The organism is Agrobacterium sp. V1, assembly GCF_030518355.1.
GTDB classification, from domain to species: Bacteria; Pseudomonadota; Alphaproteobacteria; order Rhizobiales; family Rhizobiaceae; genus Agrobacterium; species Agrobacterium cucumeris.
This window is the reverse complement of sequence record NZ_JAULSF010000001.1, coordinates 1,628,383-1,645,569: the sequence shown is the minus strand read 5'-3', so window position 1 is coordinate 1,645,569 and position 17,187 is coordinate 1,628,383. Positions and strand designations below refer to the sequence as shown.

The 17,187-nt window shown below is 58.0% G+C and carries 20 protein-coding genes; 17 read left to right on the top strand and 3 right to left on the bottom strand.

Translation table 11 applies throughout. The features are described 5' to 3' along the window. The first annotated feature begins 23 nt into the window (after window positions 1-23). Window positions 24-4,232 (top strand): DNA-directed RNA polymerase subunit beta', encoded by a 4,209-nt coding sequence (rpoC, locus tag QSV77_RS08070; RefSeq protein WP_269704007.1) that lies wholly within the window; start codon window positions 24-26, stop codon window positions 4,230-4,232. 129 nt (window positions 4,233-4,361) lie between these two features. Here the strand turns inward: rpoC and QSV77_RS08065 are convergent, their stop codons facing one another. From QSV77_RS08065 to QSV77_RS08055, 3 genes are all read right to left on the bottom strand, one after another. Further along, window positions 4,362-5,444 carry a helix-turn-helix transcriptional regulator gene (locus QSV77_RS08065; RefSeq protein ID WP_302733084.1) on the bottom strand — a complete coding sequence of 361 codons (1,083 nt, stop codon included), beginning with the start codon at window positions 5,442-5,444 and terminating at the stop codon, window positions 4,362-4,364. Between the two features lie 97 nt (window positions 5,445-5,541). Next, complete coding sequence (locus QSV77_RS08060; protein WP_302733083.1) at window positions 5,542-5,892, bottom strand: VOC family protein; 351 nt, start codon at window positions 5,890-5,892, stop codon at window positions 5,542-5,544. Between the two features lie 9 nt (window positions 5,893-5,901). After that, entirely contained in the window at window positions 5,902-6,195 is a 294-nt protein-coding gene (locus tag QSV77_RS08055) for a hypothetical protein (RefSeq protein WP_003523731.1), read from the bottom strand. Between the two features lie 528 nt (window positions 6,196-6,723). Between QSV77_RS08055 and rpsL the strand changes: the two genes are divergently transcribed. The 16 genes from rpsL to rplN all read left to right on the top strand — a co-directional run bounded on the left by rpsL (window position 6,724) and on the right by rplN (window position 17,182). Then, the gene (rpsL, locus tag QSV77_RS08050) at window positions 6,724-7,095 is read left to right on the top strand and encodes a 30S ribosomal protein S12 (protein ID WP_003507760.1); all 372 of its coding nucleotides are present in this window, start codon (window positions 6,724-6,726) and stop codon (window positions 7,093-7,095) included. 77 nt (window positions 7,096-7,172) lie between these two features. Next, entirely contained in the window at window positions 7,173-7,643 is a 471-nt protein-coding gene (rpsG, locus tag QSV77_RS08045; RefSeq protein WP_046798164.1) for a 30S ribosomal protein S7, read from the top strand. 34 nt (window positions 7,644-7,677) lie between these two features. After that, on the top strand, window positions 7,678-9,777 hold the full coding sequence (gene fusA, locus QSV77_RS08040) for an elongation factor G (RefSeq protein WP_052817949.1): 2,100 nt from the start codon (window positions 7,678-7,680) through the stop codon (window positions 9,775-9,777). A gap of 64 nt (window positions 9,778-9,841) precedes the next feature. Next, a complete protein-coding gene (tuf, locus tag QSV77_RS08035) occupies window positions 9,842-11,017 on the top strand; it encodes an elongation factor Tu (protein ID WP_080824790.1) in 1,176 nt (391 codons plus the stop codon). 310 nt (window positions 11,018-11,327) lie between these two features. Next, entirely contained in the window at window positions 11,328-11,636 is a 309-nt protein-coding gene (rpsJ, locus tag QSV77_RS08030; RefSeq protein ID WP_003495158.1) for a 30S ribosomal protein S10, read from the top strand. Between the two features lie 168 nt (window positions 11,637-11,804). Then, window positions 11,805-12,446, top strand: a complete 642-nt coding sequence (gene rplC / locus QSV77_RS08025) for a 50S ribosomal protein L3 (protein ID WP_046798167.1) — start codon at window positions 11,805-11,807, stop codon at window positions 12,444-12,446. 12 nt (window positions 12,447-12,458) lie between these two features. After that, the gene (rplD, locus tag QSV77_RS08020) at window positions 12,459-13,079 is read left to right on the top strand and encodes a 50S ribosomal protein L4 (protein WP_010971963.1); all 621 of its coding nucleotides are present in this window, start codon (window positions 12,459-12,461) and stop codon (window positions 13,077-13,079) included. Continuing rightward, complete coding sequence (locus tag QSV77_RS08015) at window positions 13,076-13,369, top strand: 50S ribosomal protein L23 (RefSeq protein ID WP_003495178.1); 294 nt, start codon at window positions 13,076-13,078, stop codon at window positions 13,367-13,369. Before rplD ends, QSV77_RS08015 begins: the two co-directional genes overlap by 4 nt. A gap of 43 nt (window positions 13,370-13,412) precedes the next feature. Next, the gene (gene rplB / locus QSV77_RS08010) at window positions 13,413-14,249 is read left to right on the top strand and encodes a 50S ribosomal protein L2 (RefSeq protein ID WP_003507771.1); all 837 of its coding nucleotides are present in this window, start codon (window positions 13,413-13,415) and stop codon (window positions 14,247-14,249) included. Between the two features lie 15 nt (window positions 14,250-14,264). Beyond that, window positions 14,265-14,543 carry a 30S ribosomal protein S19 gene (rpsS, locus tag QSV77_RS08005; protein ID WP_003507772.1) on the top strand — a complete coding sequence of 93 codons (279 nt, stop codon included), beginning with the start codon at window positions 14,265-14,267 and terminating at the stop codon, window positions 14,541-14,543. A 2-nt stretch (window positions 14,544-14,545) separates the two neighbouring features. Continuing rightward, a complete protein-coding gene (gene rplV, locus QSV77_RS08000) occupies window positions 14,546-14,935 on the top strand; it encodes a 50S ribosomal protein L22 (protein WP_006313972.1) in 390 nt (129 codons plus the stop codon). Then, a complete protein-coding gene (gene rpsC, locus QSV77_RS07995) occupies window positions 14,935-15,666 on the top strand; it encodes a 30S ribosomal protein S3 (protein ID WP_003516138.1) in 732 nt (243 codons plus the stop codon). Before rplV ends, rpsC begins: the two co-directional genes overlap by 1 nt. 38 nt (window positions 15,667-15,704) lie before the next feature. After that, window positions 15,705-16,118: a 50S ribosomal protein L16 gene (rplP, locus tag QSV77_RS07990; protein ID WP_006313973.1), complete on the top strand. Its 414-nt coding sequence runs from the start codon at window positions 15,705-15,707 to the stop codon at window positions 16,116-16,118. 12 nt (window positions 16,119-16,130) lie between these two features. Continuing rightward, a complete protein-coding gene (rpmC, locus tag QSV77_RS07985; protein WP_003495193.1) occupies window positions 16,131-16,331 on the top strand; it encodes a 50S ribosomal protein L29 in 201 nt (66 codons plus the stop codon). Between the two features lie 11 nt (window positions 16,332-16,342). Next, a complete protein-coding gene (gene rpsQ, locus QSV77_RS07980; RefSeq protein ID WP_006313974.1) occupies window positions 16,343-16,579 on the top strand; it encodes a 30S ribosomal protein S17 in 237 nt (78 codons plus the stop codon). A 234-nt stretch (window positions 16,580-16,813) separates the two neighbouring features. Next, window positions 16,814-17,182, top strand: coding sequence for a 50S ribosomal protein L14 (gene rplN / locus QSV77_RS07975; protein ID WP_003495199.1), 369 nt, complete (start codon window positions 16,814-16,816; stop codon window positions 17,180-17,182). Window positions 17,183-17,187: the final 5 nt, after the last annotated feature.

The following is a 17,187-nucleotide window of genomic DNA, read 5'->3' as shown; positions in this document are numbered from 1 at the left end:
CTAGCCTCTCAAGGAGACAAGGCATGAACCAAGAGGTCATGAATCTTTTCAATCCTCAGGTGCCTGCGCAGCATTTCGATTCCATCCGGATTTCGATTGCTTCGCCGGAAAAAATCCTGTCGTGGTCCTACGGCGAGATCAAGAAGCCGGAAACCATCAACTACCGTACGTTCAAGCCGGAACGCGACGGCCTTTTCTGCGCGCGTATCTTCGGACCGATCAAGGACTACGAGTGCCTGTGCGGCAAGTACAAGCGCATGAAGTACAAGGGCATCATCTGCGAAAAGTGCGGCGTCGAAGTCACGCTGTCGCGCGTTCGCCGTGAGCGCATGGGCCATATCGAGCTCGCAGCGCCGGTTGCCCACATCTGGTTCCTGAAGTCGCTTCCCTCGCGTATCTCGACCCTGCTCGACATGACGCTGAAGGATGTCGAACGCGTTCTTTATTTCGAGAACTACATCGTCACCGAGCCTGGCCTCACTTCGCTGAAGCAGAACCAGCTTCTGTCCGAAGAAGAGTACATGATCGCCGTCGACGAGTTCGGCGAAGACCAGTTCACCGCCATGATCGGCGCTGAAGCCATCTACGAGATGCTGGCTTCGATGAACCTCGAAAAGATCGCTGGCGACCTGCGTGCCGAACTTGCTGAGACCACGTCTGATCTCAAGCAGAAGAAGCTGATGAAGCGCCTGAAGATCGTCGAGAACTTCATGGAGTCGGGCAACCGTCCTGAATGGATGATCATGAAGGTCGTTCCGGTCATTCCGCCGGACCTGCGCCCGCTGGTTCCGCTGGATGGCGGCCGTTTCGCGACGTCCGACCTCAACGATCTCTATCGCCGCGTCATCAACCGTAACAACCGTCTGAAGCGCCTGATCGAGCTCCGCGCGCCTGGCATCATCATCCGCAACGAAAAGCGTATGTTGCAGGAATCCGTCGATGCGCTGTTCGATAACGGCCGTCGCGGTCGCGTCATCACGGGTGCCAACAAGCGCCCGCTGAAGTCGCTCTCCGACATGCTCAAGGGCAAGCAGGGCCGCTTCCGCCAGAACCTTCTCGGCAAGCGCGTCGACTATTCCGGTCGTTCGGTCATCGTGACCGGTCCGGAACTGAAGCTGCACCAGTGCGGCCTGCCGAAGAAGATGGCGCTCGAACTGTTCAAGCCGTTCATCTACGCCCGCCTCGACGCCAAGGGTTACTCCTCGACCGTCAAGCAGGCCAAGAAGCTGGTTGAAAAGGAAAAGCCGGAAGTTTGGGATATCCTCGACGAGGTCATCCGCGAGCATCCGGTTCTTCTGAACCGCGCACCGACGCTGCACCGTCTGGGTATTCAGGCTTTCGAACCCATGCTGGTCGAAGGCAAGGCCATCCAGCTGCACCCGCTCGTCTGCACGGCCTTCAACGCCGACTTCGACGGTGACCAGATGGCTGTTCACGTGCCGCTTTCGCTGGAAGCCCAGCTGGAAGCACGCGTGCTGATGATGTCGACCAACAACATCCTGCATCCGGCGAACGGTCATCCGATCATCGTTCCGTCGCAGGACATGGTTCTCGGCCTCTATTACCTGTCGATCATGAATCAGAACGAGCCGGGCGAAGGCATGGCCTTCTCGGATATCGGTGAGCTGCATCACGCGCTTGAAAACAAGGTCGTGACGCTGCATGCCAAGATCCGCGGCCGCTTCAAGACCGTGGATGCCGATGGCAAGCCGGTTTCGAAGATCCATGAAACGACCCCTGGCCGTATGCTGATTGGCGAACTTCTGCCGAAGAACGTCAACGTGCCTTTCGACGTCTGCAACCAGGAAATGACCAAGAAGAACATCTCCAAGATGATCGACACGGTCTACCGTCATTGCGGTCAGAAAGACACGGTCATCTTCTGCGACCGCATCATGCAGCTCGGCTTCAGCCACGCCTGCCGCGCCGGCATTTCGTTCGGCAAGGACGACATGGTCATTCCGGACAGCAAGGTGAAGATCGTTGGCGACACCGAAGCCTTGGTGAAGGAATACGAACAGCAGTATAATGATGGTCTCATCACCCAGGGCGAAAAGTACAACAAGGTTGTCGACGCCTGGGGCAAGGCAACCGAAAAGGTCGCCGAAGAAATGATGGCACGCATCAAGGCTGTCGAGTTCGATCCGGAAACGGGCCGCCAGAAGCCGATGAACTCCATCTACATGATGTCCCACTCGGGCGCCCGTGGTTCTCCGAACCAGATGCGTCAGCTGGGCGGCATGCGCGGCCTGATGGCGAAGCCGTCGGGTGAAATCATCGAGACGCCGATCATCTCGAACTTCAAGGAAGGCCTGACCGTTAACGAGTACTTCAACTCGACCCACGGTGCCCGTAAGGGTCTGGCAGACACCGCCCTGAAGACGGCGAACTCGGGTTACCTTACCCGTCGTCTCGTCGACGTCGCGCAGGATTGCATCGTCGTTTCCACCGATTGCGGCACCGACAAGGGCCTCACCATGACCGCCATCGTCGATGCCGGTCAGGTTGTTGCCTCGCTCGGCGCGCGTATCCTTGGCCGTACGGCTCTTGATGATATCGATCATCCGGTTTCCGGCGAAAACCTCGTCAAGGCCGGCACGCTCATCGATGAAGCCGATGTGGCCGTCATCGAAAAGGCGGGCATCCAGTCCGTGCGCATCCGCTCGGCCCTGACCTGCGAAGTGCAGGTTGGCGTCTGCGGCGTGTGCTACGGTCGTGACCTTGCACGCGGTACGCCTGTCAACATGGGCGAAGCCGTTGGCGTCATCGCCGCACAGTCGATCGGTGAACCGGGCACGCAGCTCACCATGCGTACCTTCCACCTTGGCGGTACGGCGAACGTGGTTGACCAGTCGTTCCTCGAAGCCTCTTACGAGGGCACGATTGCGATCAAGAACCGCAACATTCTGCGCAACTCCGAAGGCACTCTCATCGCGATGGGCCGTAACATGGCCGTCACCATTCTCGATGAGCGCGGCCAGGAGCGGTCTTCGCAGCGCGTTGCCTATGGTTCGAAGATCTTCGTGGACGATGGCGACAAGGTAAAGCGTGGCCAGCGTCTGGCAGAGTGGGACCCCTACACCCGTCCGATGATGACGGAAGTGGAAGGTACCGTTCACTTTGAGGACCTCGTCGACGGTCTTTCCGTTCTGGAAGCCACCGACGAATCCACCGGCATCACCAAGCGTCAGGTTATCGACTGGCGTTCGACGCCGCGCGGTTCGGACCTCAAGCCCGCGATCGTCATCAAGGACGCTTCCGGCGCTGTTGCGAAGCTTGCCCGTGGTGGCGAAGCCCGCTTCCAGCTGTCCGTGGACGCGATCCTGTCGGTTGAGCCGGGTTCGAAGGTCTTCCAGGGTGACGTGCTTGCACGTTCGCCACTGGAAAGCGCCAAGACGAAGGACATCACCGGTGGTCTGCCGCGCGTTGCCGAACTGTTCGAAGCACGTCGTCCGAAGGACCACGCCGTCATCGCCGAGATCGACGGTACGATCCGCCTGGGTCGCGACTACAAGAACAAGCGTCGCGTGATGATCGAGCCTGCGGAAGACGGCGTTGAGCCGGTCGAATACCTGATCCCGAAGGGCAAGCCCTTCCATCTTCAGGAAGGCGACTACATCGAGAAGGGTGAATACATTCTCGACGGCAACCCGGCGCCGCACGACATTCTGGCAATCAAGGGCGTGGAGGCTCTGGCTTCCTACCTCGTGAACGAAATCCAGGAAGTCTACCGACTGCAGGGCGTTGTGATCAACGACAAGCACATCGAAGTGATCGTTCGCCAGATGCTGCAGAAGGTCGAAATCACCGATGCCGGCGACAGCCAGTACATCGTTGGTGACAATGTCGACCGTATCGAGCTGGACGACATGAACGACCGCCTGATCGAGGAGGGCAAGAAGCCGGCTTACGGCGATCCTGTTCTGCTCGGCATCACCAAGGCTTCGCTGCAGACGCCGTCCTTCATCTCGGCCGCATCCTTCCAGGAAACCACCAAGGTTCTCACGGAAGCTGCGATTGCCGGCAAGACGGACACGCTGCAGGGCCTCAAGGAAAACGTCATCGTCGGCCGTCTCATCCCGGCCGGTACTGGCGGCACCATGACGCAGATCCGCCGCATCGCCACCTCGCGCGACGACCTCATCCTCGAGGAACGCCGCAAGGGTACGGGTGCAGGTTCTGCGAACCAGATGCTGCAGGACATGACGGATCAGGTTCCGGCCGCCGAATAAGCTTGGGGCAGGGGCTTTACGAAGCCCCGCCAAAATTCAGTAAAACGCCCGGAGCAATCCGGGCGTTTTTTGTTTGGCGGGTGGGAGAGCTGATCCGATCTTTCAGATCATCAGTGTCGGCGCGCGTTCTCAGCCCTGTTCGCCGATGGTGTAGCGCGTTAGAACGGAGAGGCGGCGGACGAGATCGGTCTGGCCGGTACTGCCGGTTTTGGCATAGATCGACTTGGCGTTGCTGCGCACCGTTTCGTGAGAGATCCGCAATTGCTTTGCCACGGCGGGAAGGGAAAGCCCTTTCATGATTTCCAGCGCAACACGGGCTTCGCCCTTGGTGAGGTCATAAAGCCCCTTCAGCAGCGGCGTGGCGTCGAAGACCGTGTCTGAGGGCTGGGATATCAATATGATGGCTGAGCCGTTCGGGGAAAGGTCCAGCGCGTCCTTTCGTAGCGGTATGACGTGCAGTATGCATGCCCTGTCTTCGGTCGGCAGGGGGAAGGAGCTGACCCCGCGTCCGGCAAGTGCATTGTAAAGCAGCCGGTTGACCCTTTCATCGGAAATCAGAATCCTGTCACGGGCGCGGATCGAGATACATTTCTGAAGTGAAAGAAACAGGTCATTGGCGGAGAGAAGGCGTCCGCTTGCCTGAAGCACTGCCGCCGGCGCGCCGATGGCGTTGAGGCCAAGCGTCATCGCATCGGCTTTCTGACGCTGCAGCCGGGTCGCCAGCGTGAGGCTGCGGGCGATATGCGGTCTCAGCCCGCCGAGAGCCGCCATCGTCTCCGGGCCGATGATACCGCTGTCGAGCTTGCGTTCGAAAATCACCGTCATTTCTGGATGATCGGGTGGAGCGACTTGGGTCGCCACACCATAGCCGAGCCCGCGCGGCATCAGGAAGTCCCGCACGATCGGCAGCCCGGCCCATTCATCATGGGTAAAAACATCAAAATCATGCACGAAGGAAAATTGTCCCTCGCGGATTGCGCGGGTGAGGCGGTCATTGCGATGATTCCAGCCGCCCTCCATGAAGGCCTGCATCAATTCCTGGAAATTGGGCGTGAAAAGCCAGGCTTCTTCCTCTCCCTTGCCCCAGGTAAGGGCGCCGCCCCAGAAATCCAGCTGTTGACCGATTGTGGCGATGACTTTCGCCCAGCGGTCGGGAAAAAGCGCCGCTTCGTAAATGTCATCGATGATGTCTGCCGAAGATATATGATCCAACCTGCCACCGGAGATTCATGTCAGGATTGTTTTACGCCAATATATTCGCGTTGTTCAACAGAAATGAAATAATACTACTGAACTTAAAGTATATAACCTATAAGTGACTTAATATGTTGATCAGTCTGCCAAAGGGATCGCGCAGGAACAGGCGGCGCACGCCCCATGTTTCGGTGGCCGGGCCGTATTCGACCGGCAGTCCGGCTTCAATTATCCGGGTGTGAACCTCGTCGAAATTGTCGACCTCGATGGAGATGTCGGGGACCGCCGTGCCGGAGCCGCCTTCACGGGCAAAGCTGATCTGGGCAGGTGTTTCAACCGGGCTTGCATAGGTCACGATCCAGCCGTGATCCATGGCGATGGTCATGCCGAGAATATCGCCATAAAAGACACCCGCCCGTTCAAGGTCGGGTGTCGCGATGTTGGTGACGATGCGTCTCACCACCATGGCCGCGCCTCAGGCGAAGCGGATGATGGCCACTTCGCCTTCCAGTGCGCCCTGATAGGCGGAAGCGTGTGGCTCTTCATCGGGGATTTCGGTCAGCATGCCGATCTGGTCGAGGTCGGCCTCGATGAAGCCTTCCTCGGAAAGCGCGTTCAGCGTTTCACGCACGGCGGTGTCGTCGTCCGGGGCGCGAAGGATGACGTGGATGTCGATGCCCTCGGAGTTATCGGTCTCGTAAGCCTTGCCGATGACGATGAAGACCATCGGCTCGTCGCGTCCATTGTCGTTGTCGGGGAGGGTGCTCATGACGCGGTTCCTTGATCTGTCGTTGCTATGTACGCGGGTCGACCGGAGCGGGTCTTGCGCGTGGCGGGCCAAGTCTGGCCGCTTGAGGGAATCAATAGACGGATTTTATGAAAAGCCAAAGGCCGGAGCGCAAAATCGCTGTTGCCGATGGTGACTTCTGTTAGAAGGAGGGCGAAATGGCCCGCCTGCGGGCTTTGTGGCCGCGGGCGCGGGCGCAAAATGCGGATTCGGCCTTGACGAAAGCTGGCTAAAACAGTAGTACGCCCGCCATCGGAGCCTCTGTGGGTGCTGGCCGTTCGGAAACCTTTTTTCCGAACATCATCTCAAACAAGACTCCATTGCACGTAGAAGACACGAATGTTGCATGCAAGACGCCTCGTTGAGGTGTCCTCTGCTCTTGGTGGTCCATCCGTGAAAACGGATCGGGCCACGTTTTGCGCATGAGGATATATACGTGCGTCGTCGCCGGCAACGGCATAGCCGCCACCCGTTCGGGTGGCTAAAGTAGTTTTTGCAAGGGATGGTTATATGCCTACCGTAAACCAGCTGATCCGCAAGCCCCGCCAGGCACAGGTAAAGCGCAACAAGGTTCCTGCTCTTCAGGAAAACCCGCAGAAGCGTGGTGTTTGCACCCGCGTTTACACGACGACCCCGAAGAAGCCGAACTCGGCTCTGCGTAAGGTTGCCAAGATCCGCCTCACCAACGGCTTCGAAGTCATCGGCTACATTCCGGGCGAAGGTCACAACCTTCAGGAACACTCCGTGGTCATGATCCGCGGCGGCCGCGTAAAGGACTTGCCGGGTGTGCGTTACCACATCATTCGCGGTGTTCTCGATACTCAGGGTGTCAAGAACCGCAAGCAGCGCCGCTCCAAGTACGGTGCGAAGCGTCCGAAGTAATTCGGTTTAAACAAATTCCGGCGCTGCGCGAGGTTCTCCGCGTGGTAAAGCGTCAATAACATTGAGAGACAAAGAATATGTCCCGTCGCCATAGTGCAGAAAAGCGTGAGATCAACCCGGATCCGAAGTTCGGCGATCTGATCGTTACCAAGTTCATGAACGCCATCATGCTTCACGGCAAGAAGTCGGTCGCAGAAAGCATCGTTTACGGCGCGTTCGACGTCGTTCAGGGCAAGACGAAGCAGGAGCCGCTCGGCGTGTTCCATTCCGCCCTCGACAACGTTGCTCCGCACGTTGAAGTGCGTTCGCGCCGCGTTGGTGGTGCTACGTATCAGGTTCCGGTCGACGTTCGTCCCGAGCGCCGTCAGGCTCTGGCCATCCGCTGGCTGATCACCGCTGCGCGCAAGCGCAACGAAACGACCATGGTCGATCGCCTTTCCGGCGAACTCATGGACGCTGCGAACAACCGTGGTTCGGCTGTCAAGAAGCGCGAAGACACGCACAAGATGGCTGACGCCAACCGCGCATTCTCGCATTACCGCTGGTAATCTTAACCGGTCGCATATCGAAAGGCAGTCCATTATGGCTCGCGAATATAAAATCGAAGACTACCGCAATTTCGGTATCATGGCGCATATCGACGCCGGCAAGACGACGACCACCGAGCGTATCCTTTATTACACCGGTAAGTCGCACAAGATCGGCGAAGTCCATGATGGCGCTGCCACGATGGACTGGATGGAGCAGGAGCAGGAGCGTGGTATCACCATCACGTCTGCTGCGACCACGACCTTCTGGAAGGGCCGTGACGGCAAGATGCGCCGTTTCAACATCATCGACACCCCCGGCCACGTTGACTTCACCATTGAAGTCGAGCGTTCGCTGCGCGTTCTCGACGGCGCCATCGCGCTGCTCGACGCCAACGCCGGTGTGGAGCCGCAGACGGAAACCGTCTGGCGCCAGGCTGAGAAGTATCATGTTCCGCGCATGATCTTCTGCAACAAGATGGACAAGACCGGTGCTGACTTCTACCGCTCGGTAGAAATGATCAAGACCCGTCTCGGCGCCATTGCCGTCGTCATGCAGCTGCCGATCGGCGCTGAGACCGAGTTCAAGGGCGTTATCGACCTGATCGAGATGAACGCACTCATCTGGCGCGACGAATCGCTCGGCGCTCAGTGGGACGTCGTCGAAATTCCCGATGACATGAAGGCCAAGGCTGACGAATATCGTGAAAAGCTGATCGAGACCGTTGTCGAGATCGACGAAGAAGCGATGGAAAACTACCTGAACGGCATCATGCCCGACAACGAACAGATTCGTGCACTGGTTCGCCGCGGCACCATCGACGTGAAGTTCCACCCGATGTTCTGCGGTACCGCGTTCAAGAACAAAGGCGTTCAGCCGCTTCTCGACGCCGTCGTCGACTACCTGCCTTCGCCGCTGGACATTCCGGCGATCAAGGGCATCGACTTCAAGACCGAAGCCGAGATAGAGCGTCATGCTGACGACAGCGAGCCGCTTTCCATGCTCGCGTTCAAGATCATGAACGACCCCTTCGTCGGTTCGCTGACGTTTGCGCGCATCTACTCGGGCAAGCTCGAAAAGGGTACGTCCGTCATCAACACGGTCAAGGACAAGCGCGAGCGCGTCGGCCGTATGCTGCAGATGCACTCCAACTCGCGTGAAGACATCGAAGAAGCCTTTGCGGGCGACATCGTTGCTCTGGCCGGCCTCAAGGAAACCACCACTGGCGATACGCTCTGCGATCCGCTGAAGCCGGTTATCCTCGAGCGCATGGAATTCCCCGAGCCGGTCATCCAGATCGCGATCGAGCCGAAGACCAAGGGCGACCAGGAAAAGATGGGCCTCGCGCTCAACCGTCTGGCTGCTGAAGATCCTTCGTTCCGCGTCAAGACCGACGAAGAGTCCGGTCAGACGATCATCGCGGGCATGGGCGAACTTCACCTCGACATTCTCGTTGACCGTATGCGTCGCGAGTTCAAGGTTGAAGCAACAGTCGGCGCGCCGCAGGTTGCCTATCGCGAAACGATCACGCGTCAGCACGAAGAAGACTACACGCACAAGAAGCAGTCCGGTGGTACCGGTCAGTTCGCGCGCGTCAAGATCATCTTCGAACCGAACCCTGAAGGCGAAGACTTCAAGTTCGAATCCAAGATCGTCGGTGGTGCCGTTCCGAAGGAATACATCCCGGGCGTTCAGAAGGGTATCGAAAGCGTTCTGTCTTCCGGTCCGCTCGCTGGCTTCCCGATGCTCGGCGTCAAGGCGACGCTAATCGACGGTGCATTCCACGACGTCGACTCGTCGGTTCTCGCGTTTGAAATCGCATCGCGTGCCTGCTTCCGTGAAGCAGCCAAGAAGGCTGGTGCACAGCTTCTCGAGCCGATGATGAAGGTCGAAGTCGTAACGCCGGAAGACTATGTCGGCGACGTTATCGGCGACCTGAACTCCCGTCGTGGTCAGATCCAGGGCCAGGAAAGCCGTGGTATCACCATCGTCATCAACGCGCATGTTCCGCTCGCGAACATGTTCAAGTACGTCGACAACCTGCGCTCCATGTCGCAGGGTCGCGCTCAGTACTCGATGACGTTCGACCACTACTCGCCGGTTCCGTCGAACGTGGCGCAGGAAATCCAGGCAAAGTACTCCGGTCAGAAGTGATCGGGGTACGCCCCACCAGATTTGAAGATTATTCCCGTCAAGGGACAAGAATGGAGAGCCACTAATGGCAAAGAGCAAGTTTGAGCGCAATAAGCCGCACGTCAACATTGGCACGATCGGTCACGTTGACCATGGCAAGACGTCGCTGACTGCCGCGATCACGAAGTTCTTCGGCGAATTCAAGGCGTATGACCAGATCGACGCCGCGCCTGAAGAAAAGGCCCGTGGTATCACGATTTCGACGGCACACGTTGAGTATGAGACGCCTGCCCGTCACTACGCGCACGTCGACTGCCCCGGCCACGCCGACTACGTGAAGAACATGATCACCGGTGCTGCCCAGATGGACGGCGCGATCCTGGTTTGCTCGGCTGCTGACGGCCCGATGCCGCAGACCCGCGAGCACATCCTGCTTGCCCGTCAGGTTGGCGTTCCGGCAATCGTCGTGTTCCTCAACAAGGTCGACCAGGTTGACGACGCCGAGCTTCTCGAGCTCGTCGAGCTTGAAGTTCGCGAACTTCTGTCGTCCTACGACTTCCCGGGCGACGATATCCCGATCGTCAAGGGTTCGGCACTTGCCGCTCTTGAAGATTCTGACAAGAAGATCGGTGAAGACGCGATCCGCGAGCTGATGGCCGCTGTTGACGCCTACATCCCGACGCCTGAGCGTCCGATCGACCAGCCGTTCCTGATGCCGATCGAAGACGTGTTCTCGATCTCTGGCCGTGGTACGGTTGTGACGGGTCGCGTTGAGCGCGGTATCGTCAAGGTTGGTGAAGAAGTCGAGATCGTCGGCATTCGTCCGACCTCGAAGACGACGGTTACCGGCGTTGAAATGTTCCGCAAGCTGCTCGATCAGGGCCAGGCTGGCGACAACATCGGTGCTCTGGTTCGCGGCGTTACCCGTGACGGCGTTGAGCGTGGTCAGATCCTGTGCAAGCCGGGTTCGGTCAAGCCGCACAAGAAGTTCATGGCAGAAGCCTACATCCTGACGAAGGAAGAAGGCGGCCGTCATACGCCGTTCTTCACGAACTACCGCCCGCAGTTCTACTTCCGCACGACGGACGTTACCGGCATCGTTTCTCTGCCGGAAGGCACGGAAATGGTTATGCCTGGCGACAACGTCACGGTTGAAGTCGAGCTGATCGTTCCGATCGCGATGGAAGAAAAGCTGCGCTTCGCTATCCGCGAAGGCGGCCGTACCGTCGGCGCCGGCATCGTGGCCTCGATCGTCGAGTAATTTCGACTTTTAAAATTCGCTCCGACGGCGGTGTCACAAACACCGCCGTCGGGCTTTTAATAAAAAGCCTGGCGGCGTTGCATTTTTAGTGCTTGAAAAATTCGGTGAAAGCGCGTAAACGCGCACTCACACTCACCGCTGGATTCGCAAGCATTTGCGAAACGCGGTGTTTTAGCAATACAGACTACTGAAATGATTGGGGTGCGAGGCGCATCTCTCTCGATTTTTGAAAATCTGCGGCGCCACGATCAATAGAAGTTCATGTGTTTCCGCGTGCGGAAACGAATAACAAAGAACAAGGACAAGACGAATGACCGGCCAGAATATCCGTATCCGCCTCAAGGCGTTCGATCACCGGATCCTCGATGCCTCTACCCGTGAAATCGTGTCGACCGCAAAGCGCACCGGCGCCAGCGTTCGCGGCCCGGTTCCACTTCCTACCCGCATCGAAAAGTTTACCGTCAACCGCTCTCCTCACGTTGACAAGAAAAGCCGTGAACAGTTCGAAATGCGGACGCACAAGCGTCTTCTCGATATCGTTGACCCCACCCCGCAGACTGTCGATGCTCTTATGAAGCTCGACCTCGCTGCTGGCGTTGACGTGGAAATCAAGCTCTAAGACCCGGCCCGATCCATCCAAGGTGAGGGCTGAAATAACAAGGAAGGTACGTGGAGCAATCCAACGACTTCCAAACCGGAGACCGGAAACATCGTGAGATGTCGAAGGGCACTCCTTAACAAAGGCCAGAGAGGGTTTTCCCTTCAAGGCTCGCAAGAGGATGAACCAATGCGTTCAGGTGTGATTGCACAGAAAGTGGGTATGACACGCGTCTATAACGACGCAGGTGAACATATCCCCGTAACAGTATTGCGACTGGATAACGTACAAGTCGTTGCCCAGCGCACGGAAGACAAGAATGGCTATACCGCAGTTCAGCTCGGTGCCGGCCAGTCCAAGGTCAAGAACACGACGAAGGCGCTTCGCGGTCATTTTGCCGCTGCCAATGTCGAACCGAAAGCCAAGCTCGTCGAGTTCCGGGTTTCCCCCGAGAACCTGATCGACATCGGTGCAACACTGACCGCAACTCATTTTCAGAACGGCCAGCTGGTGGACGTCACTGGAACCACGATCGGTAAAGGTTTTGCCGGTGCTATGAAGCGTCACAACTTCGGTGGTGGCCGCGCTTCGCACGGTAACTCCGTATCGCACCGTGCACACGGTTCGACCGGTAACAACCAGGATCCGGGCCGCGTCTGGAAGGGCAAGCGCATGGCTGGTCATATGGGCCAGACGCGCGTTACGACCCAGAACCTTGAAGTCGTTTCGACTGATGAAGACCGTGGCCTCATCCTCGTGAAGGGTGCAGTTCCCGGTTCCAAGGGTTCCTGGATCATCGTCCGCGACGCCGTCAAGTCGGCTGCGAAGTAAGGGAGCCTTATCATGGAATTGAACGTCAAGACCCTCGAGGGAAAAGACGCCGGCAAGGTTTCTCTGTCGGATGAGATCTTCGGCCTCGACCCCCGCCAGGACATTCTGGCCCGCATGGTTCGCTGGCAGCTTGCAAAGAAGCAGCAGGGAACCCACAAGACCAAGAACCGGTCGGAAGTTTCCCGCACCGGCGCCAAGATGTACAAGCAGAAGGGTACGGGCCGCGCTCGTCACCATTCGGCTCGCGCACCGCAGTTCCGCGGCGGCGGGAAGGCCCACGGCCCGGTCGTTCGCAGCCACGCCCATGACCTTCCCAAGAAGGTTCGTGCGCTTGCTCTGCGTCACGCCCTGTCTGCAAAGCTGAAGGCTGAAGAACTGATCATCGTTGATCAGCTCGTTGCATCTGAAGCAAAGACCAAGGCTCTGCTGGGCAGCTTCGCTTCGCTTGGCCTGACCAACGCTCTCGTTATCGGTGGCGCTGAACTTGATGGCAACTTCAAGCTCGCAGCCCAGAACATCCCGAATGTGGACGTTCTGCCGGTACAGGGCATCAATGTTTACGACATCCTGCGCCGTGGCAAGCTGGTGCTTTCCAAGGCTGCTGTAGAGGCTCTGGAGGAGCGGTTCAAATGACGGATCTTCGCCACTACGATGTGATCGTATCTCCTTCGATCACGGAAAAGTCGACGCTGGTATCCGAACAGAACCAGGTCGTATTCAACGTCGCCAAAAGCGCTTCCAAGCCTGAAATCAAGGCTGCCGTGGAAGCTCTCTTCGGCGTCAAAGTCACGGCTGTGAACACGCTTATCCGCAAGGGTAAGACCCGTCGTTTCCGTGGGTTCGCCGGTAAGCTGAAAGACGTCAAGAAAGCCGTCGTTACGCTCGCCGAAGGTCAATCCATCGACGTGTCCACCGGACTCTAAAGGTTAGGCCCAAGCGGGCAAAGACCCAAAAGGGAACAATAAAATGGCATTGAAAAGTTTCAATCCGACCACGCCAAGCCAGCGCCAGCTGGTTATCGTGGACCGCGCTTCGCTCTACAAGGGCAAGCCGGTAAAGGCTCTGACCCAGGGCCTCAGCTCCAAGGGTGGCCGCAACAACCAGGGCCGGATCACCGTCCGGTTCCAGGGTGGCGGTCACAAGCGGACCTACCGTCTGGTGGATTTCAAGCGTCGCAAGTTCGACGTTGAAGGCACCGTTGAACGTTTGGAATACGACCCCAACCGCACCGCGTTCATCGCGCTGGTTACGTATACCGACGGCGAACAGGCTTACATTCTCGCGCCACAGCGTCTCGCTGCTGGTGACAAGGTGATCGCCTCCGACAAGGCAGTGGACGTGAAGCCCGGCAACACCATGCCGCTTCAGTACATTCCGGTCGGTTCGATCATCCACAACGTCGAGATGAAGCCGGGTAAAGGCGGTCAGATCGCCCGCTCCGCCGGTACGTATGTCCAGCTCGTCGGCCGCGATGCCGGTATGGCCATCCTGCGTCTCAACTCGGGCGAACAGCGTCTGGTGCACGGCTCCTGCCTCGCATCGATCGGCGCTGTTTCGAACTCGGATCACGGCAACATCAACGACGGCAAGGCTGGTCGTTCGCGTTGGCGTGGCAAGCGTCCGCACGTTCGCGGCGTCGTCATGAACCCGGTCGACCACCCGCACGGTGGTGGTGAAGGTCGCACGTCGGGTGGTCGTCACCCGGTTACTCCGTGGGGCAAGCCCACGAAGGGCAAGCGCACCCGTTCGAACAAGTCGACCGACAAGTTCATCATGCGCTCGCGCCATCAGCGTAAGAAGTAAGAGAGGTAGTCACTAATGGCTCGTTCAGTATGGAAAGGTCCGTTTGTTGACGGCTATCTTCTCACCAAGGCTGAGAAGGTACGCGAGAGCGGACGTAACGAAGTAATCAAGATCTGGAGCCGTCGCTCCACGATCCTGCCGCAGTTCGTTGGTCTGACCTTCGGCGTTTATAACGGCAGCAAGCATGTGCCCGTCTCGGTCAACGAAGACATGGTCGGACACAAGTTCGGTGAATTCTCTCCGACCCGTACCTATTACGGTCACGGCGCGGACAAGAAGGCAAAGAGGAAGTAATCATGGCGAAGGCTAAGACCGAACGCCGGCTGAAGGACAATGAGGCTCAGGCCATTGCCCGTACGCTCCGCGTCAGCCCCCAGAAACTGAACCTGGTTGCCGCTCTTATCCGTGGCAAGAAGGTTGATCGCGCTCTCGCCGAGCTCGAATTCTCCCGCAAGCGCATTGCAGGCACCGTCAAGAAGACGCTTGAATCTGCAATTGCCAATGCGGAAAACAACCATGACCTCGACGTCGACGCTCTCGTCGTCGCCGAGGCCTATGTTGGCAAGTCCATCACCATGAAGCGTTTCCACGCTCGTGGCCGTGGTCGTGCGTCCCGCATTGAAAAGCCGTTCGCTCACCTCACGATCGTTGTTCGTGAAGTTGAGGAAAAAGGGGAGGCCGCATAATGGGTCAGAAAATCAATCCAATCGGCTTCCGCCTCGGCATCAACCGTACCTGGGATAGCCGCTGGTACGCTGACACCGCGGAATACGGCAAGCTGCTGCATGAAGACCTGAAGATCCGGGCATACCTGATCAAGGAACTCAAGCAGGCCGGTATCGCCAAGGTGGTCATCGAGCGTCCGCACAAGAAGTGCCGCGTTACGATCCACTCGGCTCGTCCGGGTCTCATCATCGGCAAGAAGGGCGCGGACATCGAGAAGCTTCGCAAGAAGCTTTCCGAGATGACCAACTCCGAAACGCACCTCAACATCGTTGAAGTGCGCAAGCCGGAAATCGACGCAACTCTGGTTGCCCAGTCGATCGCCCAGCAGCTCGAGCGTCGCGTGGCTTTCCGCCGTGCAATGAAGCGCTCGGTTCAGTCTGCAATGCGTCTTGGCGCCGAAGGCATCAAGATCACCTGCGGCGGCCGTCTCGGCGGTGCTGAGATCGCTCGTACCGAATGGTACCGCGAAGGTCGCGTTCCGTTGCACACGCTGCGTGCGGACATCGACTATGGCACAGCTGAAGCTGAAACCGCATTCGGCATTTGCGGCATCAAGGTCTGGATCTTCAAGGGCGAAATCCTTGAGCACGATCCGATGGCTTCTGAGCGTCGCGGTCTCGAAGGCGATGCGCAGGGCCCTGCAAGCCGTGAGCGTGGCGATCGTCCCGATCGTCGTCGCGAAAACGCTTGATTGACGCTGGCGAAAGATAAGCTCGGAGAAGTAAGAAAATGTTGCAGCCAAAGCGTACTAAGTACCGTAAGCAGTTCAAGGGACGCATCAAGGGCGTCGCCAAGGGCGGCTTTGACCTGGCATTCGGTGAATTCGGCTTGAAGTCGCAGGAACCGAACCGTGTGAATGCACGCGAGATCGAAGCGGCCCGCCGCGCGATCACGCGTTACATGAAGCGCGCAGGTCGTGTGTGGATCCGCGTATTCCCTGACGTTCCGGTAACGGCAAAGCCGACCGAAGTTCGTATGGGTAAGGGCAAGGGTTCGGTCGAATACTGGGCATGCAAGGTCAAGCCCGGTCGTATGATGTTCGAGATCGACGGTGTTACCGAGGAGATCGCCCGTGAGGCGCTTCGTCTCGGCGCTGCCAAGCTCTCGGTCAAGACGCGCTTCGTACAGCGCATCGCAGAGTAAGGAGCAAGGCACATGAAAGCCGATGAAGTTCGCGGCCTCAGCGCCGACCAGCTCAAGGACAAGCTCGCCGATCTGAAGAAGGAGCAGTTCAACCTGCGCTTCCAGAAGGCGACCGGCCAGCTGGAGAAGTCCTCGCGCATCAACGAAGTCCGCAAGGACATCGCCCGCGTTAAAACCATTGCCCGCCAGAAGGCGGCAGAAGCCAAGGCCTAAGGAAAAATAATATGCCGAAACGCATTCTGCAGGGCGTCGTAGTGTCCGACAAGAACGAGAAGACTGTCGTGGTCCGGGTTGAGCGTCGATTCGCTCACCCGCTCATGCAAAAGACCGTTCGTCGTTCGAAGAAGTACAAGGCACACGACGAAAACAATCAATACAAGGTCGGCGATGTCGTTTCCATCGAGGAATGCGCACCGATCTCCAAGGACAAGCGCTGGACGGTTGTCGCCGCCCAGGCTTAATTTCATCAGAATCGCGCCAGGCATCTTGTACTTGGCGCGAATTCCTGTATGAAGCAGCGCAAGGACGCTCGTGAATCGAGCGTCTTTTGCTTTGATGCGCACGGAAGGTCCTTCGGGAAACCACCCTGTCACGACATTTCCGCGCAAAAAAAGAGATATTCATAAGCTGGAGCAGGGGGCTCACTCGGGAGAGTTTGCCCAACCGTTCCGGTAACAACAAGAAGGCGACCTGACATGATTCAGATGCAAACAAACCTCGACGTGGCGGATAATTCCGGCGCACGTCGTGTCATGTGCATCAAGGTGCTGGGCGGCTCGAAGCGCAAATATGCTTCTGTTGGCGACATTATTGTCGTTTCCATCAAGGAAGCTATTCCGCGCGGCCGCGTCAAGAAGGGCGATGTGATGAAGGCGGTTGTCGTGCGCACCGCCAAGGACATCCGTCGCGCTGACGGCAGCGTCATCCGTTTCGATAACAACGCAGCCGTTCTTATCGACAACAAGAAAGAGCCCATCGGCACCCGTATCTTCGGACCGGTTCCGCGCGAACTTCGCGCCAAGAACCATATGAAGATCATCTCGCTGGCTCCGGAAGTACTGTAAGGAGC